The organism is Williamwhitmania sp., from assembly GCA_035529935.1.
Classification (GTDB): Bacteria; Bacteroidota; Bacteroidia; order Bacteroidales; family Williamwhitmaniaceae; genus Williamwhitmania.
In genome coordinates, this window is sequence record DATKVT010000176.1 from 1 (window position 1) to 25,315 (window position 25,315).

Consider the following 25,315-nt stretch of genomic DNA (forward strand, 5'->3'; position numbering starts at 1 on the left):
ACCGGAAATAGAATGGGTAGGGCAGTGGCAGCGCTTCTAACAACATAACCTGTACCGTTGGTTTCGATCATATTTGTTGCACTAAATGCGGCACCCTGAATGGCATTAGTTGCAGTATTGGCAATGGTTAGGCTGTTGTTACCCAGCTGCAGTATTCCTGATGTAAGGGTAAGGTTGTTGTTTACGGTTGTTGCTCCGGTAAGTGTTTTTGTTCCACCGCCGGAGGTTGTTAGGTCGTAATAGGTATAGGATCCTATTTGTTGGGCTGAGGCTCCATTGTATTCAACTGAACCACTTGTTGGAGCAGAAGCACCACCTCCAGTTGCGCTTGTAATACCGCCTCCACTCATATTGCCACCAACCTTAAGCATTCCTGTCCCAGAAAATAGAAAGTAGGTTCGTGGGTCGGCACTATTCATGGTTATATCTCCACTTACAGTAACAGTTCCTGTTGAAATTTCTATGTAACTATCCCTTCCATTATTGGTACTTCCATCCATAACAATACTTGCGGTGGATAATGATCCTGCAAGAACATTTATGTATTTGTAACGACTTGCATTTGTAGATGTAGGTGATTCAATTGTAGTTACGCCTGTAACATTTAATGAATTAGTTCCAGAAAATGTTATATAGGAAGCTCTATTGCCGGTTGCTAATACTAGTGCACCAATACTGTTAGTCGGTGTTGTATTTAAGGTTACATCAATATTGTTTGTAATTGTAACGGTTCCAGCCCCAGCGGTTGCTCCGGGGTAATCGCCTGGCGCGCAGTTTACCCAACCACCATTATAGACCTGCCAGGTGCCATTGGCACTCCAATTTCCAGAATTACGGGTTCTATAATCTCCGTTTACCTGCGCCCACGCACCTCCAAACGAAAGCATCAGCAGGAGAAAAAGTAGTCCTTTAAGAAAATAATTTTGGACCATTGGTCTCCTCAAAAAAACCTGTCGGATTTGAGTTGTAGCTGAAGGGAGTTGGGTAAAGGTCATCATGATGGTATGGTTTGCGGTGTGAGGTTTACGTTTCATAGGGCACTCGTTATTTGTAGCTAAAAAGTGTATCATCTCTTCACCTGAATTTCGAGGCTTTCACAAAAATTTTTGCTCATTTTCCATAAATGAGCAACATGCAGCAATCGGATTTTTAAACCAATACTCGAACCAATTGCAGTGTAGCGTTGTAATAATCTATATTCGAACATAAATACTAAATATTTAAATAAGCAAACGTCCGAGTATGGGCGTTATGCTGTAATACCTTTTTTATATTAGAAAACTGGTGATCCCATACACTCCGAACAAAAATAGGGGAAGCAACATTTTTTTCAAAATTCATATATTGCCCAACCCTAATCATATCAATACGTTCCTGCAGCGTATTAACACCAAATATCAGAGCTTAAATATACGTTAAAAATAGCTCTAAAATGAGGTAAAGGCTTGCATGTTCAAATCTAGCCCCTGCCCACTACAAAGCTTACAGCAATTAACGAGGTTCCCAAATGATATGTTTCCATGCTATTGCTACAACATCCTTTTTTTTGACTGCTTTAATTCTTTATGGGATGTATGGGCTGAAAAGAGTGGTGAATAGTTAGGGGTGACGGGAAAGTGGCGAGTCGGAGTGCAACAAAGTTTCCAATAAAAAGTGACTAGTGACTGAGCTACAAAAGAGTCGGAAGACCGAAGATTTGCAACTATAGCCCCATTATAGAAGACAAAAGACAAAAATTTGAAAGATAAAAACTGCTTTATTCACAATATGTGCAACTAACTGCATCCCTAAGCCATAATTTTCCTGTGAAACTCTGTGGAAACATTGTGGAACACTGTGCTACGACAGTGACAGAGTTACAAAAGAGTCGGAAGACCGAAGATGTGCAGTGACCATCAATGGTTTAAATTCAATTACTTTTTTTCGTGAAACTACCATGTAACCCTGTGTAGCTAAAAGAGGCGGGAGACCTAGCACCCCAGCGGGGTGCAATGTTTGTAGAAGAGACATGGCTTAGCGAGCAGCGGTGCACGCTCCAATGTTGTTTGTTGCTCTGCCGTTACCCTGCACCGCAACCGCCGAAAGGTGCATAGAGCATATCCAAAATAAAAGTGTGAATACCTGCAGCCTTTTTCCCTAATAACCTAAATCGCTAACATCCTAATTTGCTGGTAGAGTGACGTGTTGGAGCGTAGTGGAGATCCCGATTCATCGGGGTTAAAAGTTAAAAGTTAAAAGTTAAAAGTGAAAAGTGAAAAGTGAAAAGACAAAAGGAACAGGGAACGAGGAACAAGGAACAAGGAACGAGGAACGAGGAACAAGGAACCCACCTATTGTGCAAAACACCATTCAGCACCCCAGCGGGGTGCAATGTTTGTAGAAGAGACATGGCTTAGCGAGCAGCGGTGCACGCTCCAATGTTGTTCGTTGCTCTGCCGTTACCCTGCACAGCAACCGCCAAAAGAGGTTTAGAGCACATCCACAAAAACGCATTGAGCGAATTTCGTATGCCACCCTTGACTAATCTTTGAAATTTATGTATATTTGCAATGTGATTGCATAATTGCATAAGTTATGTTTATTCAAAGAGAGTTACAACCCCAGCTTGAGCGAATGCTCAAGCAATTTCCCATTGTTTCGATTACTGGACCGCGCCAGTCCGGAAAAACAACACTTTTGCGCAATGCATTTCCACATTTCAAATACTTCAATTTGGAGCGTTTGGATCATCGTCAGCTTATTATGGATGACCCAATCGGCTTTCTAAGGAATAATGGCTCCCAAGTTATCTTTGATGAGGCTCAAAACTTGCCGGAGTTATTCAGCTACCTCCAGGTTGTTTCCGACGAACGGAATAGCGCAGGTCAATACATTCTCAGCGGTTCTCAGAGTTTTCTGATGAATCAGCAGATTACCCAATCCTTGGCGGGCCGTGTTTACGTGAGCCATTTGCTGCCATATGGCTTTGCAGAACTTAACAGCAACGACGATAGCTACAATACAATTTTCAAGGGATTTTATCCCCGCCTTCACGACATGGGCATTAATTCACCTGATTTTTACCCATCCTACCTTCAAACCTATATAGAGCGAGATGTAAGGACTTTAAAAGCAGTGGAAGACCTGAACACCTTTGCCCGATTCCTCGGGCTGTGCGCAGGAAGAGTTGGTCAAGTTCTCAATCTTACCTCGTTGGCCAACGACGCTGGTATAGCCGTGAATACAGCAAAATCTTGGCTTTCGCTTCTTGAGGCCAGCTTTATTATCTTCCTATTGCAACCCTATTACAAAAATTTCAGCAAGCGGATAATTAAGTCTCCCAAGCTCTATTTTTTTGACACTGGTCTCGCCTGTTCATTGCTCCGCATAAGCAATTCAGAAATGATTAAGACCCATTACCTCTACGGAGCGCTCTTTGAAAACTTGGTTATCAGTGACATCATGAAGCAGTTCTACCATTCAGGCATTAGACCTTCTGTTTACTATTGGCGCGAAAGTAATGGGACTGAGATAGATTGTATAATTGAGCGTGGGAGCCAAGATACATTGGCCATTGAGGTAAAAGCTGGTCAAACTTATAGTAAGGACTTTTTACAAAACTTCAAAAAATTCCCCGATAAGCAGGCTCAGTTGATGGTAGTTTACACGGGGGAAGAATCACTGATGACCGGAGAAATATCAATAGTGAACTGGAAGAAAATACCAAAGATAGTTGAGCATTGACTTGAAAGAGATGGAATACGGAAGTTGTGCGGCTGCCATCGATGGCATAAATTCTATTAATTTTTCTCTGTGAAACTCTGTGTACCCACCGTGTAACTCTGTGTTGCAAAAGAGTCTGAAGACCGAAGTTGATCACCTAAAACCTACATCCTAATCTCCAATCAAAAAGTAAACCCCCGACCAATTGGCCGGGGGTTTTTGCAATCCACTATTTTAGAAAACTCCTAATAACCTAATACCCTAACAACCTAATCTCCTAACCTCCCAATCAATACCCAAAGCTATTGCTCACATGGTACACTGGTCCGGCTTCCGGAACTCGATGAATGGTTACATCCTGCTCCAGAATGGTGGAGCAGCCACCGGCGTTGGTTATGGTTACGGTTACCTTTTTAACTACGCTGGTAATTAGGCCAGTAAATATGGCGGAGTTGCTGTTCCAATTCACCGTAATGGCGTTGCCTGAGCCAACAATGGTTCCCACATTATCTTCAATGGTCCAAGCATAGGTGCAACCTGCCACGTTGGTTACCGAGAATCCATCACCCGTATTGCCTGCGCAGGTAGAGGTGTTGCTCGAAATCCACGATGCAGTGGGCTTGGGGTTAACTGTTACGTTTGCAAGGTCGGTAAGTTCTACGCCGCAGCTATACTCGTTGGTTGCCCAAACGTTGTATACCGTGTTGGTCGCAACTGTAACCGGAAGTGTTACATCGCCGCCTGGTCCGCTGCTCACTGGACTTCCAACTGGAGTATCATCGCTATTCAGCCGCAGCTGGTAGGTTATACCCGCCGGAGCTCCTGTTACCACAACATTGGCAACATCACCTGCACACACGGTGGGGTCCGAAACGGCATTGGTCGATGGCGGCAGCGGGTTAACCGTAACGGGTAAGGTATTCGATACGGAGGTCGACCCTGTTTCAGTAACCTTTACCGATCCGGCTCCGGCTATTGTCCAATCAACCGAAATGGTGTTGGTGTTTTGTCCTGACACAATGGTGCCGCCAACCACAGTCCACGAGTAGGTATGAGCTCCAACCAATGGGGTGGAGTAGGTTTCGTAACCTGCACCTGCACAAACCACATCGTTGCCCGAAACTAATGGGTTAGGAATATCGGTAATTGTTACATTGTAGGTAGGAGTAACTTTGCTACAGCCGCCGGTGGTCACCGTTTCCGATAGGGTTACCGTCCCGGCTGGGCCTGCACCCCATTTTACCTGAATTTGGTATGTGCCTTGCCCACTTTGGATTACTCCACCTGTTACGCTCCAGAGGTAGGTTACTCCGCTCACATTTGGAGTGCTATAGGTAACAACCGAATTGGCTGGAGTGGTTGCAAGTCCTGAAATTACAGGGCTTGGTGATGCATTCAGGGTAATGGTTGCAGAGGTAGTAAAGTCGCGAATACCCGTGCTGCCGGTAGCGTCCTTCACGTAGGAGATGGTGAAGGCATAGTTGCCTGGTCCACCAGAAGCCAGAGCAGGAATGGCGTTGGAAACTACCAACGAATAGGGCGAGGTAGCAATATTGCTGATGGTTGTCTCATTTGCTCCGTTGATTTTGTATTTAATGGTCCATGGCCCAGTTCCAGTCAGAGAAATGCCGATGGGCGTTGAGGAGCCGTCGTTACAAATGCTGGCATTACCACTTGTAATTGTGGCGGTTGGTAAGCTTTCTACCCCAATGGTAAAGAAGTGGTCACCCACCAGGGCAACGGTTGGTGAAGTTTTTATGGTTCCGCTCGAAATTCCTCCGTCGGTAACAACAGCGCCTCGGTTTACCCAAGAGGCACTCCATTCCACCACTCTTAGCTTTTGTCGAGTAAGGGCATCAATGGGAATAATACCGCTGTTGCTGTCCCATCGAACGGTTACGTTAGCACTGGATGCTGCGGGGCCATTTACCCTCCAATATTCGAGGTTGCTCACCACATCCACGGGTGGCGTTTTGATTGTAGGATCGTAACCTTCCAGCAAGGGATTGTGGTTAAGATATTGGGCAATATAGTTACCGGTAAGAGACGTTTCTGAAACAATGAGTTTTCCATACCTCATGCCATTTACATCGCCCACTGGGAATGCAAACGAGCCACCAGCCAGCATCTTCTTTTGCAGAGGACCATTTACAAACGAGCTTGATCCACCACCAATTACTGCACTTGGACTACTGTTTGAAATGGAGAGCAGGTTGGTATTGCTGGTTGTAATATTCCCATTAGTCAGGTAAAGCAGGTTCGATACGTTGGCCTTTCCTCCTCCGGTAATGGTAACCCCGGCAGGATTATTAATAGTTAGGTTGTAGAACTGCTCTGTTGCCGCACCTATTGCGATGGTTAGATTTTGGTTTGCACTGCCGTTAAAGTAAACCATGCCCGATCCTGGAATAAATCCACCAACGGCCGTGGTGTTATTGTCAGTCCAGTTGCCAAGTATGGTTATCTTTCTGCTAAACAGTTCGTTGCTGAGAATTGAACCGGCATCTTTAATGGTTAAATTGTTGAGCACTTTAAGGTCTTCTGCCGAAATGAGCTTCTTACCTGTTCCGGAGAAAATTACGTTTTGATAAGGTTTGTAGTTGTTACCCGGCTTAAGCGGCAAGCTGGCATCGTTGTTACCCATAAACTCGATGGTGCTTCCGAGGGTGGCCATAAATACATCGTAGTTACCACCAGGAAATACAAAGAAACCTGCACTGGTAGAGGTAATATTAAACTTTCCACCACCTGTAACGTGACCGATGTTATGAAATACGGTTTGTTTAACGTCGAGCGTGCCATTAAGCTCTACGGAGTAGGCATCGGCACCATCGGCATCCATGGTTATGGTGTGGGCTGCAGCAATAATAACCGGATTTCCTTCGGGATGACAGCTGCAAGATGCTCCACTGCTGCTTACTGCAGACCAAACGGTATCGTCAAACCAATTTCCAGATTTTATGCTGTATAAGATGGGAAGGTTAGGCGTAAAGTTGGTTGTTGTTCCAGCAGTGTATTCACCATCGATATAGGATACATTGCTCAGATCTATTTGATGGGTTGCGGGGGTCACCGTTCCGGGAATTCCAGCCAGTGGATTCCAAACCCCGGCTAAAAAGCGCCCAGTGACGTAGGTGTTTTCATCACCCGTAACATCACTGGCCAAGTAATTGTATGTGTGGGAAATAGTTGGAGCAACACTAAACCCTCCTGAAATAACATTCCAGTAGTATTTAAGCTCATCACCAATGGGGTTGGCCAAGGCAGGATGAGCATAATTTACAGGTTTAACGGTGATAAATGCATTGCTGTTGGCATTTGCCGTAAAGTTGTAGGTGGCAGGCGTATACTTTCCCGCTACTCCAATGGGATAGGTGAAGGTGCTGGTTCCGGTAGGATAAATCTTTTTAACCCCTTCGTCGGATATTACACCATTCAAGATAATCATCTTTGTGGCGTCGGGTGTTCCACCAATTGAGGCTCCGGCACCAAGTGTCAGCAAGTAGTCGTCGATGTATAGGCTTCCGTAGGTAAATGTCAACTTGCCGTTAATCATGCTATTGTCCACCATGTTAATGCCGGTGGTATTGTTGAGCACTACGTTGCCAAAAACTCCTGTTCCGCTTCCGCTAATCACCTGAGGCTGGCTGCCTTCAAAATAGAGCCCACCACCGGCAATGGAGCTGGCATGGGTCGCACTATTTTTAACGTTACCCACCAATGAAATGGAGTTGCCTCCATCATCCAGCGTGCCACTATTCAGGGTAAGGCTGTTATTAATCTTGATATTGCTACTGGAATTTAGCAATAAGGTGCCTGATGAGTTGATGGTTAGGTTTGCAAAGTTTGTTAGGTTAGCACCAATACCCGAAATGTTTTTGATGCCAGAGCCGTTGAAAGTGGTCAGCTGTGTTGAGATTCCGGGCTGGTAACCGCCAACATTTAGTCCTGCCGCAGCATTGGAGTTGGTATTCACCAAATTCCCACCAATGGTAACATTCAGCCCGTTGGTCCTAAAAATGGAATTGCCATTTATGGTAAGGTTGTTTGTTAACGTGAGCGGATAAATGCGAAGATCAAGGATTTTATCGTTGGTTGTTGCATCCACCTCCAGGTTATAGAGTGGAACGGAGGTAACCATGTTGAAGTCGGTGTTGGCAGGGGTAATGGATGAGCCAAAGAGTATGGTCCCTCCGGTAACGCTGCTGGTGTCCGGTGCCAAGTAAAGGTCATTGTAGGCAGAACTATTAAAACTTCCAATAATATTTAGCGTTCCGCCACTCATATTGAATTTACTTCCGGTATTGAGTATTTCGAGCAAGGCTCGGGCGTTGTTAGCGTTACTTCCGGCAATGGTTACCGTGCTCGAGCCGTTGCTTTGGGAGTAATTAAGCGAACCGGTATTAATGGTGGTGACTCTTCGAATTTGCCCGTTAACGTAGAGGCTTCCTCCACTAACAATAATCTCAGGATAGCCTGCCGAGGAGTACTCTATGTCGTTGTTGAAATTTGTCCCGGGAGTTCCAATGTTCACTCCACCGGCAATTACTTCAAGCCGCCCATCGAGTTGCAAATCGGTGGCATCGGTGGCCAAGGGACCACCAATGTTTATTGTTCCACCGTTTGCCGACAGAGAGCCCGAAACAGGAATATTGAAACTTCCTGAGTTGGTTAGGTTTAGGGTAATGGGGCTTGTAAGTCTAAATGTTCCGTTGGTTAAAGTAAGGGCGGTGGCAAGGTTTGCATTCAGGGTAAGTGCCGAAGATTTTACCTCCAACAAAGTGTTCCGCGAACTACCTTTGTTTACCACAATGGTGTTGAAGTCGGTGGTGCTACCCGAGCCATTTATCTCCTTGTTGGTATTGCCTGTAAAGGTTACATTACAAACTTGGTTGGCACCGGTATTCATATCGAAGATGCCATTGTTGGTGAGGTTACCGTAAAGTGTTAAGCTGTTGGCAGCATTCCCAGTAGTATTAACGTCGAATGTTGCACTTGCATTAACTGTAACATCACCATTTACCACAACATTCTGAGCAGTATTGTTTCCATTAGTGTAACGAAGGGTTCCGCTCTGGACTACTAAGTTAGAGTCGACGGTTACTAGGCGAGACGTGGCGGTATTATTTAGTTGAGAAATACCGGTTCCAGCCACCGTATAATCATCGTAGATTTCCAAGTTGGTATTGGGTAAGGTAATGCTCTTCCCAACTTCGGGAGAGGTAATAAGGTTGTTATACCCCACAATATTGATGGTTGAGGCCCCAGAAGTGTAAGTTGTGGGTAGCTTAAAGGTGGCTGACCCAAGTGTGGCCGTGCTATAGTACTCCACGGTTCCTCCACCTTTCGACAAGAAGTTGCCGAAGTCCCCATTCGGAAAGGTTGCAGTAGCCGCAGCAGTGGATATTTTAAGCGTTCCATTACCTTGGATTTTGGTGTCGGGAATGGCTCCAAAGTTATGTCCAGTGGTGGTTTGAATATCAAGAACAGAACCCTTACTAATCTGAAGGCCACCTACCACAATATTGTTGAAGCCAAGGGGAACTATAATCGTGTCATGGTTTGCCGCATCACCAATTACAACTGGATTACTTGCTCCTGGGATGGTTCCATCTACGGCTCCTCCAACGGCTACGGAGCTCCAGCTATTAATATCGTTCCAGTTACCCGATTGACGGCTATAGTATACTTTAACCGCCTGAAATGCTGACAGTTCTCCGGCAGTATAGTCGCCATCGATAAAGTTGATATTGTTGAAAAGGATAGTGTTAGAGGCATCCACCACCTTCGATATGTCATTGATTGGAACCCAGCTATACGGGCGATAGGCCGCCGGAATATAATTTGCCTCCGTACCGTGTCCTAAAAGGTCGGAGTCCACATACTTGTAGCTATGGCTTACCGATCCTGCCTGCACACCAGTAAAGCCATCACTGGTAACCTTCCAGTAGTAGGTGAGCGTGTTGGTTGAGGTAGCAAAGGGTTCTATTTGAGCAACCGGACGTATGGTTACCGAACCCCAATTGGTTGGAGCCATGGTAAATTGAAGGGTAGCCGGAGTATAATCGCTTGCCGTTCCAAAGGGGAAAAGGAAGCTGCTTGTGTTGCTGTAAGTTTTGGTTAACCCGCCATCGCTCAAGTTCCCTGCCAACCGAATCATTTTGGTTCCGGAGAAGTTGGTGGTTGTACCTGTAAGGGCATCATAAACGTTACTACTTGCACCAAGCGTTAGGTTGTAGGTGCCAATGTTTAGGAGACCAGTTGCCAAACGCAGATTGCCGGTTATCGACTGGTTGGCTGCAAGTGCAGCTCCTGTGGCGTTGTTTAAATTTAGGTTTCCAAATACACCCATGCCTGAGCCTCCAATGGTTTGGAGCGAGGTACCATTTAGCAGAACCGCTCCACTAGCCTGACTCGTGTGGGTTCCGGAGTTAGTAATGTTTCCGGCAACGCTAATGGTATGTCCCACATCGTTGAGGAAGCAGTTGGGTTCAATGTCGAGATCTCCTCTTACGATGAGGTTATTGGAGAAGATATCGGTGTTGGAACTGCCGGAAATGGTTAGGTTATAGAGCCCAGTGTTGTTATTTACTATTCCAATATTGGTAAATCGCTGTCCTCCGTTACCATTGAAGGTTGTAGTGTTATTTCCTGTTCTATATTCGGCTGCAGTGTTAATGGTAAAATCGTGACCAACGGTTACATTGCTGCCGTTGGCATTAAAAACTGCTGAATTCAGAACGTTTAGATCGTTGTAAACAATAAGTGGCTGAGCAGTAATTGCCGGAATAAAGGGAGTGGTATTACCAGCGTAGCCCTGAATTTGGCCGCGACGAGCATTAGAAGTACTTGTGAAATTAACATTCCATAGTGGAACAGTAGAGTTAATATAGGCATCCACAGTGGTTGGCACTGTAATGTTTATTGTTCCACCGGTAACCGAAACATTATTTGGATTGGAGCCAAGTAGCATGCTAAAGTTGGTTGCCGGTCCTCCTGTAAGCGTATTTGGTGCACTAATGTTAATGGTACCACCGCTCATTCTAAAAACATTATCCGGATAGGGTAACGTCAAAGTTGCGTATATCTCGAGTCCGCTTATATTTAGAGTGTTTCCAGTAATATTAATGGTTCCACCCGATAGCGTAAATGCGCCCCTATGAATACCGTTGATGTAGGAGGTACGAATAACCGGAGTAGTCACTGTTCCAGATTCCATAGTGATGGCACTCTGATCGCGCATAACAATCCCTTGACCACCATTGGCATTGAAGGTCGCCCCATTAGTAACCTTTAGCTTACCATAAATAACAAACGCCGTGTTGGATGCAATTGACGAAAAGGTAACGGTAGCGCCATCAAGCCATAGCTGCGCGTCGAGGTCAACATTGTATACCGCGTTATCGGCCATACTTGGTAGCACAATATTCGGACCAAGTCTTACCGTTCCAGCAAGAAGACCCAGAGCGTTGCCATTCTCAATGGAAGGAGGAGCATTTAAAGGAGGGCTAGATTGTTGATCGTTTCTACCAAACAGCCTAAATTTAGTATTGTCGCTGGCATCGATATTCAGCACGTAGGTTTGGTCAAAGCCCTTATCAATCTCTATTCGGTAGAAATTACTAGTTCCATTGCACTGAAGGTTTTGATCTGAAGTTGGATTGTTGAAAACCACATCTGCAGTTGCGTAAAGGGGGGTAGTGGGTGCCCACCAATTATATAAATTAGTGCCACTATAATCAGCGGCATTCAACTCAGTAAAAACAACAGTACCATCGTTAGTAAAATTACCATTAACAACCATACGATGGTTTATATTGCCGGTGCCAATACCTATGCTACCATTCGGACTAACGTACACATTTCCATTGACTGATAGGTTCCGGCTAACGTTGCTATTGTCATTAATCTGGAACTTACCTCTTGTGATTGTTAGGTTCCCATTAACGGTCATGTCGCCGAGTAGCGTGGCAACTAGCGCATTGGTGGAGAGGTTTATGATTAGGTTGTTGTAAACCAGCTGCGAGAAGTTGAAGCTGGAGGTGTTGTAGTACTCAACGGTACCTCCACCGGCTGAAACAAAATTGCTCCAATCACCTGATGGGAAAGTAGTATTCTGAAGACGGACTAGTCCTTGTCCACGAACAGCCGTAAATGTTTGTGTGGTAAAGTTGCCAAGATCTAAAGTTCCACCTTCATTAATTTGTACCGACAGTACCTGATAGCCATTTGCAGGAGTTGTTACCGTTCTACCATTTAATATTACCACTCGGTCGTTAGCACCGGGCACGGCAGGACTTACGGAAAGGGTTCCTGATGGGTCGGTGGTCCAGGTTGTGGAGGTGTTCCATGGCCCCGACTGATAGCTGTAGTATGTTGTATAGATTGGTTGTTCCCTTGCGGTCCACTGGCCGGTTAGGGAGGTGGCGCTCGATACTGTCATGGGGTTGACCCCTGCACCGCTTGCTACTACAGGAATAGACCAGGTTGAGGTGGCGGAGTTAAAGTAGTAAGGAATGTATTTTGTTTGATCTCCACCAAGCCCCACTTCGCTAGGGTTAATGTAGGTAAGCCGAAGATTTGCATCTATCGATGAAAGGCCAGAGGTGGAAACATTCCAGTATTTTTTGAGGTCGGTGCTAGCAGCCGATGGGGGACCTGGTGCTATGAGAGGAACAGCTCTCAAGCTTATGGCTCCTATTCCGGTTACCGTTGCCGTGAGCGATGAAACTTCGTAAGGGGTGTAGGAGGTCCCTGTTCCAACAGGATAAACCATTACAAAATCGTTTTGAGTGGTTCCCTGCTTTATTAGGCTACCCGTTCCATCGCAAACTACCATGTGATTGCCATCGAATGCACCTGAAATGGAGGCTCCGGGAGCAAGAGTTAAATTGAATGCACCCGACCCAAGGCTTAAGTTGCCGTTTGTTAAGGAAAGAACGCTATTGACGATAGTATTGCCTTGAAGTGACTTTGTTCCTCCACCATCAATGGTTAGGTTGCCATAGCTCAGTGCCGCTACATTCTGGGCTCCTGCATAACCATAGTTCACAGTTGACCCAAGATCGATCAACTCTGTTCCACCCCACACTGCGTTTGAGGTAACATTGTGGTTATAGGTAGCGCCGTTATCGAGTTGGAAGGTGGTAGTAGCCGAGAGGGTGATGGCGGCATTTGCGGTAAGTGAGGCTCCGGTCTCAACTTCAAGTTTGGAGTTGGTTCCTGAAATGCTCCATGCCGAAGCGGCAGTCATGGAATGAGTAGCTTGCACCACAAATGTTTGGTTGTTTGCGGTAAAGCTAGTTGGGCTTGTGCCACCACCAGTTCGTGAAGTATTCCAACTGGATAGTTGGGTTGGATTGCCGGATTGGGAGTAATATGTTGGAATAGGTGTTCCCGATAGTACAATGTCGTCAACTGTAAATCCTGGGTTTGTTCCTGTATTATTATCGTTGATCCATCTAAATCCAAGGTAGAAAACTTGAAAGTCGGCAACTGATATGTTCAAGTTGGTTACGCTTTGGGTTGAAGCTTGACCTTGATAATTTGTTGTGCTTACGTCATTCCAGTTAGTACCATCTGTTGACCAAACAACACGACCATAATCGTAATTATTTTCTCCAACGCATTTCCACTTAAAGCTGAGCCTTAAATTGAAATATTGTTTTGCATCAATTGCACTGGAGAAGTAGGCAACTCTTTCTGTCGCCCTATTGTTCCTATATGTATATTCTGTACCATTATTGTGATAAATTGTTAGGCTATTGTTGCCCGATATACTCCCGGCAGAACCTCCTATACCCCAAGGGTTATTATTAGCTCCAATTAGGTATTGGATCCATTGATTGGTGCCAACTGTTGGAAGATTCGATGTTGTTGGATAGCTCTCAAAATTTTCACTAAACAAAGTTGTTTGCCCCAATGCAAAGCCAACTGAACCAAGCAATATGGCAATTGTAAGAAGGAAACTTCTCATGCCAGTATTAAAATCATCATTACAGCCGCAAACAGCAGTTGATAATTTTTTATGGCAACAATTCATGCTAACTAAAATATTCTCAAGTTGCATTTTGCCAGTTCTAGGTTCTGTTGGTCGTTTAGAGTTGGTATTCATTTGTTCCTTTTCAAGTATACATAACGCCCAAATTCGGGCGTGTCGATTTTCTCTTGATTACTGCAATAGCGAAAACTGTTTTCTTTAAGTCTATAAATTCAACTTGCTTTCAATCTATGTCTGCATTAAACCATTAATTATCAACTACAACTATTAGAGGTAGTCGTTGTGTTGAGTCGAAAAAAATCTAATAAACTAATTTTAAGTTAATGAAACGTTTGTGCGCCTTTTTTTATTTGCAATTTTCAAGCCGCTAATTGTAATATTCAGCATATTAATGCAATAATGCATTTTATGTGGAATCTTTTACTTTTCTTGCCCGATTTTGGACATCCGGTTTTTGAAGTTCACATTTTGACCTAAGTTATCTTTTATGAAATAGTGGCCATTCATTGAGCAAACTTCAATGAGTTTCACAGTGTTCCATAGAGAAACTTAGGCAGCGGACCGGAAATAAACAACCTCGGACTTCGGATTTTTTGTAACTCTGTAACCCGTCACTTTTCTGTCACTACTTTTCCATCAATCAAATGGCTCATTTTAAACCCCACCTGAAGATTATAATAATGAATAATCACTATCTTTCCACCCTATGAAAGTTCGACCGATACATATGAAGTTGGCGTTCTGGGGGTGGATTACCGCGCTATTTGTGGTGGCTCTAATTCCCGGTGTAGGGTTTACCCATGCGCGAATTGCTGGGTTTGTGTTTAGGGCCGACTACCTAGTTCACGCATTTGTATTTTTTGGTATTACAGCCATTTTTGCACATGCGAGGAGCAGAGGTGTAGATGTGTTGAACCAATACGGATGGCAGAAACTTGTGGCTCTATGCCTGGCACTAACTGTTTCCATCGAAACGCTCCAGGGCTTAACCGGTAGAACATTTAGCTATCACGACATGGTTGCCAATTGTGTTGGATTATCTGTAGGATTGGTCCTCTTTATGACCATTGAAAGAATTAGTGCTTAGCCTAATATTAAATCCTTCAGCGCGTTACCTACCTTTTCATATTTAAATTTATACCCTAGCTGTCGCAATGCTGTAGGTTTAATGTGCTGGTCGGCAAGGAATATCTCCTGTCCCATACTACCGGGCAACAATCGAAAGAGAAATGATGGAATTGGAAGCCACTTTGGTCGATGAAGTTGTTTCGCTAATAGCTGGTTGAGCTCCTGCTGAGTTGTTTTATCGGGTGCAACTAAGTTGAAGGCTCCTTTAGCGTTGTCGCTCTTCAGCAGAAAAACAATTGCATTTACCTCATCGTCGAGGTGAATCCAAGGGATTACACGTTTACCACTTCCCATGTTTCCTCCTAAAAACAGTTTAAATGGAATGAGCATTTTTGGAAATGCTCCACCTGCTTGAGCGAGCACAATGCCTGTTCTCAGGTAAACCGTCCTTATGCCAAGCCTTTCGGCGTTGTAGGCTGCCGATTCCCAGAGGACGGTAAGTTCAGCAAGAAAGCCTTTGCCTGCTGAGGTTTGTTCGTCGGCATCATTGGCGTGGGTTCCATAGAAGCCAACTGCCGAACCTTGTAGAAGTACTTCCGGCTTGTGATGCAGTAGGGCCAAAGCAGAAACAAGGTTGGTGGTTATGTCATATCGGCTGCTAAGCAACTTTTGCTTCCTCTTAGGTGTCCAAATGCCAGAGGCAATGTTTTCCCCAGCAAGGTTAACGATGGCAACGCATCCGCTTAGGATATTGGCCAACTCGCCGGCACTTTTTCCGTCCCAATGCTGAGCTTCGAATTGTGGGCTTACATGCTGAATATTTCTGGTTACAATTATCGGTAAGTAATTCTCCTGCATGAGCCTATTGGCCAGTGATCTACCAATAAGCCCAGTTCCACCAAGAATGGCAACCTTGGGATGAGATGTGTTAGACTTCATTTCATTATTTTCAGTTGGGGTCATTTTAGCCCTTAGAATGTTGTATAAGAGAGATTGCTAGTTTTTAAAGGTAACTGTTGCCTTGCCTATAATATTTAGCGCCGTGGTTAATGTTGAAAGGTCAGCATCGAGGTTGCCATCTTTTCCGTTGTAGCTGCTGTGGCCAATTGGAACCATTACCACTGGCTTAAGGCTGTCTGTATTAATTGTTGCAGCATAAACTACTGCAGGTTGCCCCGAGGTTTTGTATTCCTCGTCGTTTGGATAAAGATTGTTTGTCCAAGAACCGTTAAAATCCCATGGTTGATTTATCTCCAGCAACACTCTAATGTGTTTTAGTTTAACCTGTGTGGTTGCATCAACAACAAAATTTCCTGTTGGTGTTGCTCCTGTAACCGCATCGGGAACTGGGTTGTCGGGGGTAGGTAGGTAAAGTCCATCCAACGTGCGTATGCCAAGCTTGTGAGCATAGTAGGGTAGGGCAGCAGGTCTTCGTCGGGGACCCGGTTTCCAGCTGGTACCATCGCTTACGCCGTACTTAAAAATGCCCTTTGAAAAAGATTTGGAAGCGTAGAGCGTTTGGATAAATCCTCCATTCTCATTTTCAATCCAGATGGCAATAAGTGGATGGTTAAAGGCTGCCCCTTTTTCAACCTCAACTTGCAGTTCTCGACCTTTTGGGTCTGGCTTGGTTTTTATCTCCTGAACAGCATTTGGGGAGTTGGTCTTACTGCTTGTGCATGCTGTAAGCATATACACTGCTGCAATTAGGTAAAGTTTAGTTTTCAAAATCTTTTTCATGGCTCGATGGCTAAAATTACGGTAATCACTAAAATTCAACAATCAACCCAATGGTTGGAAGAATGGTTCCCGAGCCGCTGCTGGGAATCTCCTTTAGAATATAGCGGGAAGGATCGCTAGGGTCTACAACAGTTGCAATATAGTTTGGTTGCTCTTCGGCCTTAAAGTTATATACGTTTTGGATATCGAGGTAGAAGTTGAGTGTCCATCGATTGAAATAGTAGGTTTTATCAGCCCTTATATCGAGCTGATGAAACGCCTTGAACCGGAGCGAATTAAATTCGGAGTAGTTATAATATGGCCTATTCTGAGTGTTCCACACGTCGATGAGCGATGAACGGTTAAGATCGTATGGTGTGTAAGGCGCACCACCCACATAGCGCCATCTGAACCCGAACTCCCAACCTCTTTTAAACTCACGGGTTGCCGTAATGGTGATAATGTTCCTGTTATCCCAAGCCGTTGGGATGTAGGTGTCGGTATTCACAAAATTTTTATCTGCCTTTTTAAATTCGCTCCAAACAAGGGTGTATGCAACTATGGCGTTAAATCCCAGAATGTTTTTGGTACGGTAGAGCAGCTCCATTCCATATGCTCGGCCTTCTCCAATTGGGATCACTGCCTCATCACCAAAGGTTCCATAGTCGGCACCCTTGCTCGAGATGGCAACAGAGTCGGTAAGGGAGTAGGGATAGTGTCGGTAGCTCTTGTAGAATCCCTCAATCGAGGCTTTACTATCTTCGTTGGGGCGATATTCAAGGCCTGCAACAAGGTGGTCCGATTGAATATAGCGAACCCCATTTTGCCTATTGATGAGGGTGCCGTCACTGGCCGCATAACCAAGTGTAGTATAGGGAGGTAACTCAAAATATCGGCCGGTATTGAAGTTTACCGACCATCTGTTTGTGAGCATGTAGGAGGCCGAAAAGCGGGGTGAAAGTTGGTCGACCATATTGTTCATCTTCGAAGAGTAGCTGTTGGCATCGGTTCTGATTCCCAACGATAGTGTTAGCCTATCATCTAAAATGCTCTTGGTGGCTTGACCAAAAATGCCCCACTTCCAAAAGTTCAAATTTCTATTGTAGCTTATTGTCTGAACACTGTCCCCCATGGAGGTTAGCCGGTATGTTTTGTTTGTGTACTGGTCATATTCGGTGGCGATACCATAGTTGAGCTTAAAGCCGGAGGAGGTGGTTCGGTCGTGCTCATAACGAATTTTGTTTTCGCCTTCGGTGGAGGTATAGTCTAGCAGCTTATAGGAGTTGACATCGTTGTTGTTGTATTTGTATGCTCGGTTATTCAGAAAGCTACGGCTAACTACCCAAGTGTCGTATCCGCTGGCTCTAAAGTGCTTGTAAACAGCCCCAACGGTGTAGCTCCATTGATTGTTTACCGGCAGGGAATTGAGGATATACTGCTGGTCTTCGGTTGGGTTTTTTATGCTAGTGTTGAGCTTAAACTGATCGAGTGCACCCAACCCAATGAAGGTAAGTTCGTTTTTGTCGTTTATGCGGGTTTTTACCTTATACTGAAAGTCGTTGTAGGTAGGCAGAAAGGGTAACCCCAAAACATTGAAGAGAAACTGAAGGTAGCTGCGACGTGCAGAGAGTATAAAGGTTGTGTTCTTACTAATTGGTCCATCCAGAGTTAGCGCAAGGTCGCTGGCCCCAAAAGCTCCCTTTACCTTGAGCCTGTCGGCGTTTCCATCTATTAATCGGAAGTCCATAATGGAGCTAAGCGTATTTCCCTTATCGGCTGGGAATGCTCCCGTATAAAAATTCACCTCGCGGATAAAATCAACATTGATAATCCCAATGGGGCCGCCCGATGCTCCTTGGGTAGAAAAGTGGTTTATGGTTGGAATTTCAACGCCGTCGAGGTAGAATCGATTTTCGTTTGGACCACCACCTCGAACAATTATATCGTTGCGATAAGCAGGTGTGGAGGATACTCCTGGGAAAGACTGTATTACTTTGGAAATGTCGCGGTTGGCTCCTGGTGCTTTTTCAATCTCCGATATGCCAATTCTTTGCAAGGAAACAGGGCTCTCCTCACTTTGCCTAAATACAGATCCCGTAACTGTTACTTGCTGAATTTGTATGGAGGTTTCCTCCATGCCAATGTCTAGATTGGTAGCAGCCGCATTGGTGACTCTTATTTCTGCAGAAACAAACGGTTTAAAGCCTACCGATGAAGCTCTCACCTCAGCAAAGCCTGGTTTTAGGCCCGTGAAAATAAAGTTGCCCTCAAAATCGGATACCGTTCCTATGTTGGTATCCCAAATAATGACGTTAGCAAATGGCACCGGCTTGTTATTCTTAATGTTGTATACTCGGCCTTTTATTGCCCCATTGTTCTGGCCGAAGGCCTGAATATTAATTACAGCAATAATAAAAAGCGGCAATATTTTTCTTATCAAAAGGTCTATCTTTTTAATTTTTACTTGAAGTGTTTGCTTCATCTGTCAAATCTTTATCGGTGTTAAATTTTATGGAGCATCATCCATTTTGAAAGTTACAACTTCTTGTAGTAGCATTCGGCAACTGTTTTGATATTTCTCAAAATATTAACCCATTTAATATATTATTGTTCATTATTTTGTAGACAATGTTTAAACACTATGTTCCTTTTCCGTTATTATGTCTTGATATAAAGTGAATTACCTGTATTTTTTACAAGCGGAGTATTGATCCCCGCCTTTTTCCTATTTTTGAAAGAAAAAATGGATTCAAACGAGCTGGTTGGGTTTGTGGCAGCAATTCTTACTACGGTTTCATTTTACCCACAAGCGTTTAAGATTATTAAAACGAAGGATACCCAAAGCATATCACTGCTGATGTATTCCATCATAAACTTGGGGATAGCGCTTTGGTTAGTCTATGGCATTCTCCAGAACGACAAACCAATTATTTATGCCAACGCATTTACGCTGGTTGCCTCGCTAACCATTCTTTTTTTGAAGCTTAATGATATTTTTAAACAACGATAAGCATGAGCATTCTATTTTTACTTAATGAAGCGCCATACGGAAGTGAGAAGGCGTACAATGCATTACGACTTGCATTGCAAATAAAAAAGGATTCACCCGATACGACTGTTCGTATCTTCCTTATGGCAGATGCTGTATTCTGTGCCTTACCAAGCCAGCATACTCCCGATGGATACTACAATGTAGAGCGTTTTATCAAGGGGTTAGTTGGCAGGGGTTGCGAGGTGAAGCTCTGCGGAAGTTGTATGGATGCTCGCGGTATGGTTGATAGCCGTCTGGTAGAGGGAGCCAAGCGCAGCAATTTAGCGGAGCTATCTGCTTGGGTTCTCGATAGCGAAAAGTGTATGGTATTTTAGTAACCGAATATTCATATGTTTTTCCCCATTTAGTAAAAAAAGGAGGCTGTCCAAGCCTCCTCTATTAATTACTTTGCCAGTTTATTCATTACCAGCCAGATAATCTGTCAGATATTTGTACCGTTCGGTTAGTTTTCCGTTTTCAAGAATGGTTGCCCGTTGAAGTACTTCATCACAGTCGTCGGTAACGTAACAGGGCAGCACCTTTTCAATTAATGCCTTGCCAAAATCCTCTGAGGCATCGCGCGGTAGCTCACCGGGCAGATTATCTACCGACATTATTGTGATATTCTTCTTGCTTGTAAAGGCAACTTCCTCCTTTTCGGTGATAGGGTTGTAACCAAAGAATGGTTCAGCAATGGTTGTGGCCCTGAGGGTTGAAGGAATTGGACCACCTACGTCACAGCTTACGTCGGCAATAACCGATATTTTGAAATCGGGACTACGCATATCTTCTGCTGTAAAAAAATGGGGTGAGCGGAAGTCCCAGAAATGGCATGCTACAAATAGGTTGGTTACTTTGGTATATGGGAGGAAGGTGGACTCATATTCCGCAGGAGAATCGCTAAAATGCTTCCATTCAAACTCTTTTCCATCTTTTCGCTTGACGTAATGCCACGGGTCGAGTCGAGTGAGGACGGCTTCGTCGTATGTTTTGGTGAGAAAATCTTCAGGAGATACCTCCTTAATATTTAGGGCGCGAAAGGTTTCGAGCGCTCCATTGGCTACCCGTCCGCCGCCAGTAATGAGCAGCTTAATGGGTCGTAATCGAATAGGCTTTAGCTGCTCGAACAGCTCGTTTTTATCGTGGCAGTGGTGCGCTGGCTTAAGCGAGAAATAATCGGTTCGAATTCCTTTGGCCCGAAGGCAATTGTAGGCTCCAACAATCCCAGCCCATCTGCCAAAAGCTACCAACCGAACGTTATTTTTGTCGGTCAGGTATTCATGGTCGAGAAGGGTTATTCCCTTGTTGGCAATGGCTTTTATTAGCTGCTGGTTATGGTGTTGCTTTTTGGCAACGTGGGAAAAAAACAGGTATGTTTTGTTTGGGATTAGAGCCTCAATTTTTACCTCCTTTACCCCAAGGAGCAGATCGCAGTCGGAAACATCCTCCACCAAGGGGATTCCTAAGGCTTCATACTCATCGTTGCGGTAACACCGGTAATCGCTTGGCTGAACTACAACCTGAATGTTTGGATAGCGCTCCATTAACTCTTTAACCTGGGTAGGCGGGAGCGCAACTCTTCTGTCTGGTGGTGTTTTAGTCTCCTTTAAAACGCCAATTTTGAAATGATCTTTCATAGGTATACAGCTAGTAGTAAATGGGTGGGTGGGGGCGAAAGTAGCAAATAGCCGCTGAATTTCACAGCCTTTTCGGTAAATTATTTGCAAAGGCAACCAGCAATTGCGTATATTTGTAAACTTTTTACTCGGGGCTGTCTTGGTTTTGACAGCAAGCAGAAACGGGTTGGAAGCATGCCGAGCGTTGCGTTGTTTGCTCGTAAATATCAATGCGCAAACTTTTATACGGCGAAAACAATTACGCTCTCGCTGCCTAATCACTCTTAGAGTAATTAAGCTTCATTCCCTGCTCAAGGTAGCGGGGAACGAGATGTCTCGCAAGGAGTTCCGTCCTGTTACTCCTAGCATATGGGGCACCGATCCAACGGGAATAGCTGAGAATACACCTCTACCCCTCAGCGAGATTAAGAGGATAAGGATTGGTTCGGGTTCTCTTCACCAGGCCATTCTCGAAAATTAAGAAGAGATAAGCATGTAGAAACCAACTGGCTTCCTTGTTTGGACCCGGGTTCGACTCCCGGCAGCTCCACAGAGACGCTCCTTTATAGGGAGCGTTTTTGATTTAGTGTCCATTAGGCAGTGACCTTATGATGATGGACGGTAATCCGTTGATGATTGTTTTACTAATTGCTTGCTATAACCAGTTTTAGGTTCTAAATTGCCTTCTGTCGAACACACCTCTTTGCAGATGAAATCGAGAAAAAAAATAGCGAAAGCTTTTAGGCAATACAACTTACTGGTAACTCTTTTCTCCTTCGCTATAGTGGGCATAGTATACCTTACCACCGAATATATCGAGTTTACTCAGAATAGCCAAAGTTACAGGGTTGAGAAGCTAAATGAGCAGAAAGCAATTATTCATAACGAGGTTGATAAGGCCATAAAGATTATCGCTTTTCACCATTCAACCTTTTTTGCTACAGTTTGTAAAAATATGCGAAGTGCGGTAAGCGCAGGTAAAAATGAGGGGTTAGAAACAACTAACAAGAGTTCAATTAAATTAGTTACACCTTGTTCAGCTGGTGTAATTGCTTGTCCAAGAAGTGTATTTTACTTTCAGAGTCGTAATCTTGCACAGATATTGGGTACGAAGTTTATTGCCATTGATACTTTTCCCCAAACAGTAGGTCAGGTGAGCAGCGCTCTTCATAAGTATGGTGAAGTGTTCGTTTTTCAGTATGACACCATGCCTGATAATAGATTACCGAATATTCGGATAACCTACCTTAGAAAGCAGCCTAAATTAGATAAAATTATTGGTACCTCTGCCAGCTGGACTAATCTCAACAGCGTTTGGACTAAGGAGACCCTTGACGAGCTGTCGCTCATCCGTTTTGGAAAAAATGGTGAAGGTTATATTTTTGTGAACACTTACTCGGGCGATCCACTTCTTACCAACGGTAATGTAACAATGGGTAACCCAAACCTATGGAACCTAGAGGATCCCAAGGGCAATAAGGTTATTCAGATGGAGTATACTGCTTGTCAAAAGCCACAGGGTGATTATATATTTTACTCCTGGCGAAAGGTTTCGCCTCCGGGCCAAAAAGTCTATTCCGTAGACTCCTTAATTTACCCTAAAGTCTCCTTTGTAAAGGGGATGCCACAGCTAAAATGGATGGTTGGTGCTGGTGTTTATTTGGATGAGTTGGAGGCAGAATCAGCGCGAAATGAGGCGCAGCTATTCAAATCATACCTTATTTCGCTTGTATATTTCTTTGCGCTATTATTGTTTAGCCTGGTGTTTTCCTATCTACTGGCATATCGGTTTAGTAAGCAGCTGGCCCGGAGTACTCAACGCCTCATTAAATTCATGCAAACAATTGCTACAAACCCATCCACTGATACAACCGTAGAGCTAAACTTCTTAGAGTTTCAAAATATTGCCACCATTGCTCGGGAGCTTGAGGACAACCGTGCGCAGGTTGAAACAACCTTTCGCCAACTTGTGGAGCTGTATCCCGACGCAATTACCATTATGGAGGACGAGGTATTCACCTATATAAACGACGCATGGTTAAAGCATTTGGGGTATACTCTTGAGGATGTTCCTGCCCTTTCAGACTGGTTTTTGCAAGCGTATAGGCAAGAGGATTACAGGCAAGAGATTAGGGAGCGGTGGATCACTTTCTTTGCGACTGACCCTTTGGATGGAAAGTCGATGGAGGAGATGTGGGTTACCTGTAAAAATGGGGAGAATAAGTATTTTGTTGCCAGAATAATTAAGCCTCTGAAGAATAGGTTAATGGTGGTGCTGACCGATATCACCGAGATTCGCAACCATGAGATGGAGCTGGTTATGGCCAAGAAACGTGCAGAAGCATCTGATAAACTTAAATCGGCATTTTTGGCCAACATGTCTCACGAGATTCGAACGCCCATGAACGCCATTGTGGGCTTCTCATCCTTACTTCAAAAAACAAGCATAACAGAGGAAAGAAAAGAAAAGTATATTAAGCTAATCCAGTCATCGACCAATTCACTCCTTACCCTTATAAACGACATCATCGACATTTCTAAGCTGGAATCGGGACAAATTCGCATCGTTCGAGAGAAGACTGATGTTCCAAAGGTGCTTGCGGAGGTGTATGCAATACATAAAGTATTATTTGAGGCTAAGGACCATGAAAATCTAAAGTTGACTTTATCTTGCTCTGGACCGCTGAGCATAAAGGTGGATCCACAGCGGCTGCGTCAGATTTTGGTGAACCTAATACACAATGCCTACAAATTCACCGATGAAGGCAGGGTCGACTTTGGTTTTCTACCACTGGATGCTGGCTCTTCCATTGTCACCTTTTACTGTTCCGATACCGGTTGTGGAATTTCCCCCGAAAGAAGTAACAAAATATTTGAGCGATTTACGAGCTATGGCTCGTCCTCAGAAAAAGTTAATAGCGGAACTGGCTTAGGTCTTGCCATCTCCAAAAATTTAATTGAATTGATGGGTGGCAAAATATGGTTTGAATCGGAGGAGGGGAAGGGAACAACCTTCTACTTTACGCTTCCGATGGATGATTGAGCCTTATCCGTATTGCACCTATGCCGTTGAACTTTTAAAAGAGTAATTTTAGATCAGCTAATGCCACGGCTGTAGCGGCTTCAAGCACCACTGGCACTCGAAGTGCAATGCAAGCATCATGGCGCCCTTCAATCTTTAGCGATTCAACTCTTCCTGTTGACCTGTTGAGGGTTTGCTGCTCAATACCAATGCTGGAGGTTGGTTTGATGGCAATTCGGTAGACCAACTCATTACCGTTGGTAACGCCACCGTTAATCCCCCCTGCATTATTCGATTTTGTTTTTCCCTCCAGGTTAAGAATGGGGTCGTTGTGCTGGCTACCAGTCATTTTTGCTGCCTGAAAACCTGAACCAAACTCAATGCCCTTAACAGCAGGAATGGCAAACACTATATGGCTTATAGCCGATTCTACGCTATCGAAGAATGGCTCTCCCCATCCTACAGGTAAATTTTCCGCTCGACATTCCACAATACCTCCTATGGAATTGCCTGTAGCCATTGCTTTTTCAACTGCAGCCTCAATGTTCGATTCGCCACCTGCCTCAACTAAGTGGGAGGAGATGGTTACAGGAGTGATAATTTTTTTTGCCACCACACCGGCAGCCACCAATGCGAGGGTTAACCTTCCGGAAAAATGTCCACCTCCACGGTAATCTTGAAACCCCTTGAACTTTACGTCAGCTACAAAATCGGCATGTCCTGGACGGGGTGAGGCTTGCAGATTTGCATAGTCTCCCGATTGGGTATTTGTATTGCGGAAAAGAATGGATATGGGTGCTCCGGTGGTGAATCCATTAAAAACGCCGGAGATAAGTTCTGGCAAATCCGCCTCCTGTCGAGGAGTTGTGCCCTTGGCTCCGCTTTTTCTGCGGGAGAGGTCGGCCAAAAAATCCTGTTCGGAGAGAGCAATTCCTGGTGGACAACCATCAACAGTTATTCCCACCGATTTCCCGTGCGATTCTCCAAATATGCTAATGCGAAATTTTCTACCGTAGCTATTCATTCTTTTTGCAGTTTAGGTTTTTAGCGTTTTAGGTTGTTAGGATTTTAATACCATACCATGCTTGGATTTGCATAAAATTTCAACCAGTCAAGAGTCTTTTTACTTTTTTCTATTCACAATTCCATTGCTTTCG

At 44.4% G+C, this 25,315-nt stretch carries 12 protein-coding genes and 1 other RNA gene; 6 read left to right on the forward strand and 7 right to left on the reverse strand.

Translation table 11 applies throughout. The annotated features are described in order from the left end of the window. On the reverse strand, positions 1 to 1,034 hold a 1,034-nt coding region (locus VMW01_13530; GenBank protein ID HUW07273.1), incomplete at its 3' end, for a hypothetical protein. A gap of 1,540 nt (positions 1,035 to 2,574) precedes the next feature. Between VMW01_13530 and VMW01_13535 the strand changes: the two genes are divergently transcribed. Further along, positions 2,575 to 3,723 (forward strand): ATP-binding protein, encoded by a 1,149-nt coding sequence (locus VMW01_13535; protein ID HUW07274.1) that lies wholly within the window; start codon positions 2,575 to 2,577, stop codon positions 3,721 to 3,723. Between the two features lie 268 nt (positions 3,724 to 3,991). On the opposite strand, the gene VMW01_13540 is transcribed toward VMW01_13535, so the two are convergent. Then, the gene (locus tag VMW01_13540) at positions 3,992 to 13,678 is read right to left on the reverse strand and encodes a hypothetical protein (protein ID HUW07275.1); all 9,687 of its coding nucleotides are present in this window, start codon (positions 13,676 to 13,678) and stop codon (positions 3,992 to 3,994) included. 730 nt (positions 13,679 to 14,408) lie between these two features. On the opposite strand from VMW01_13540, the gene VMW01_13545 reads away from it, so the two are divergent. Then, a complete protein-coding gene (locus VMW01_13545) occupies positions 14,409 to 14,789 on the forward strand; it encodes a VanZ family protein (GenBank protein ID HUW07276.1) in 381 nt (126 codons plus the stop codon). Here the strand turns inward: VMW01_13545 and VMW01_13550 are convergent. The 3 genes from VMW01_13550 to VMW01_13560 are packed head-to-tail and all read right to left on the reverse strand — an operon-like array spanning position 14,786 to position 18,971. Beyond that, positions 14,786 to 15,709: a TIGR01777 family oxidoreductase gene (locus VMW01_13550; GenBank protein ID HUW07277.1), complete on the reverse strand. Its 924-nt coding sequence runs from the start codon at positions 15,707 to 15,709 to the stop codon at positions 14,786 to 14,788. The genes VMW01_13545 and VMW01_13550 overlap by 4 nt on opposite strands. 57 nt (positions 15,710 to 15,766) lie before the next feature. Beyond that, complete coding sequence (locus VMW01_13555) at positions 15,767 to 16,510, reverse strand: hypothetical protein (protein ID HUW07278.1); 744 nt, start codon at positions 16,508 to 16,510, stop codon at positions 15,767 to 15,769. Between the two features lie 28 nt (positions 16,511 to 16,538). Then, positions 16,539 to 18,971: a TonB-dependent receptor gene (locus VMW01_13560; protein HUW07279.1), complete on the reverse strand. Its 2,433-nt coding sequence runs from the start codon at positions 18,969 to 18,971 to the stop codon at positions 16,539 to 16,541. Between the two features lie 261 nt (positions 18,972 to 19,232). Between VMW01_13560 and VMW01_13565 the strand changes: the two genes are divergently transcribed. Both VMW01_13565 and VMW01_13570 read left to right on the forward strand, forming a co-directional pair. Beyond that, complete coding sequence (locus VMW01_13565) at positions 19,233 to 19,499, forward strand: SemiSWEET transporter (GenBank protein ID HUW07280.1); 267 nt, start codon at positions 19,233 to 19,235, stop codon at positions 19,497 to 19,499. Positions 19,500 to 19,501: 2 nt separating this feature from the next. Then, positions 19,502 to 19,855 (forward strand): DsrE family protein, encoded by a 354-nt coding sequence (locus tag VMW01_13570; protein ID HUW07281.1) that lies wholly within the window; start codon positions 19,502 to 19,504, stop codon positions 19,853 to 19,855. 81 nt (positions 19,856 to 19,936) lie between these two features. Here the strand turns inward: VMW01_13570 and VMW01_13575 are convergent, their stop codons facing one another. Beyond that, the gene (locus VMW01_13575; GenBank protein HUW07282.1) at positions 19,937 to 21,157 is read right to left on the reverse strand and encodes an NAD(P)-dependent oxidoreductase; all 1,221 of its coding nucleotides are present in this window, start codon (positions 21,155 to 21,157) and stop codon (positions 19,937 to 19,939) included. A gap of 130 nt (positions 21,158 to 21,287) precedes the next feature. Between VMW01_13575 and ssrA the strand changes: the two genes are divergently transcribed. Together ssrA and VMW01_13585 are read left to right on the forward strand one after the other, a co-directional pair. Further along, positions 21,288 to 21,689: a transfer-messenger RNA gene (gene ssrA / locus VMW01_13580) on the forward strand. A 156-nt stretch (positions 21,690 to 21,845) separates the two neighbouring features. Further along, the gene (locus tag VMW01_13585) at positions 21,846 to 24,179 is read left to right on the forward strand and encodes an ATP-binding protein (GenBank protein HUW07283.1); all 2,334 of its coding nucleotides are present in this window, start codon (positions 21,846 to 21,848) and stop codon (positions 24,177 to 24,179) included. A 34-nt stretch (positions 24,180 to 24,213) separates the two neighbouring features. Here the strand turns inward: VMW01_13585 and VMW01_13590 are convergent, their stop codons facing one another. Next, complete coding sequence (locus VMW01_13590) at positions 24,214 to 25,182, reverse strand: chorismate synthase (protein HUW07284.1); 969 nt, start codon at positions 25,180 to 25,182, stop codon at positions 24,214 to 24,216. Between the last annotated feature and the right edge of the window lie 133 nt (positions 25,183 to 25,315).

Excerpts from the sequence above, each read along its gene's own strand:
- VMW01_13535 (HUW07274.1), top strand. The coding sequence starts at position 2,575 with ATGTTTATTCAAAGAGAGTTACAACCCCAGCTTGAGCGAATGCTCAAG.
- VMW01_13540 (HUW07275.1), bottom strand. The coding sequence starts at position 13,678 with ATGAGAAGTTTCCTTCTTACAATTGCCATATTGCTTGGTTCAGTTGGC.
- VMW01_13545 (HUW07276.1), top strand. The coding sequence starts at position 14,409 with ATGAAAGTTCGACCGATACATATGAAGTTGGCGTTCTGGGGGTGGATT.
- VMW01_13550 (HUW07277.1), bottom strand. The coding sequence starts at position 15,709 with ATGAAGTCTAACACATCTCATCCCAAGGTTGCCATTCTTGGTGGAACT.
- VMW01_13555 (HUW07278.1), bottom strand. The coding sequence starts at position 16,510 with ATGAAAAAGATTTTGAAAACTAAACTTTACCTAATTGCAGCAGTGTAT.
- VMW01_13560 (HUW07279.1), bottom strand. The coding sequence starts at position 18,971 with ATGAAGCAAACACTTCAAGTAAAAATTAAAAAGATAGACCTTTTGATA.
- VMW01_13565 (HUW07280.1), top strand. The coding sequence starts at position 19,233 with ATGGATTCAAACGAGCTGGTTGGGTTTGTGGCAGCAATTCTTACTACG.
- VMW01_13570 (HUW07281.1), top strand. The coding sequence starts at position 19,502 with ATGAGCATTCTATTTTTACTTAATGAAGCGCCATACGGAAGTGAGAAG.
- VMW01_13575 (HUW07282.1), bottom strand. The coding sequence starts at position 21,157 with ATGAAAGATCATTTCAAAATTGGCGTTTTAAAGGAGACTAAAACACCA.
- VMW01_13585 (HUW07283.1), top strand. The coding sequence starts at position 21,846 with ATGAAATCGAGAAAAAAAATAGCGAAAGCTTTTAGGCAATACAACTTA.
- VMW01_13590 (HUW07284.1), bottom strand. The coding sequence starts at position 25,182 with ATGAATAGCTACGGTAGAAAATTTCGCATTAGCATATTTGGAGAATCG.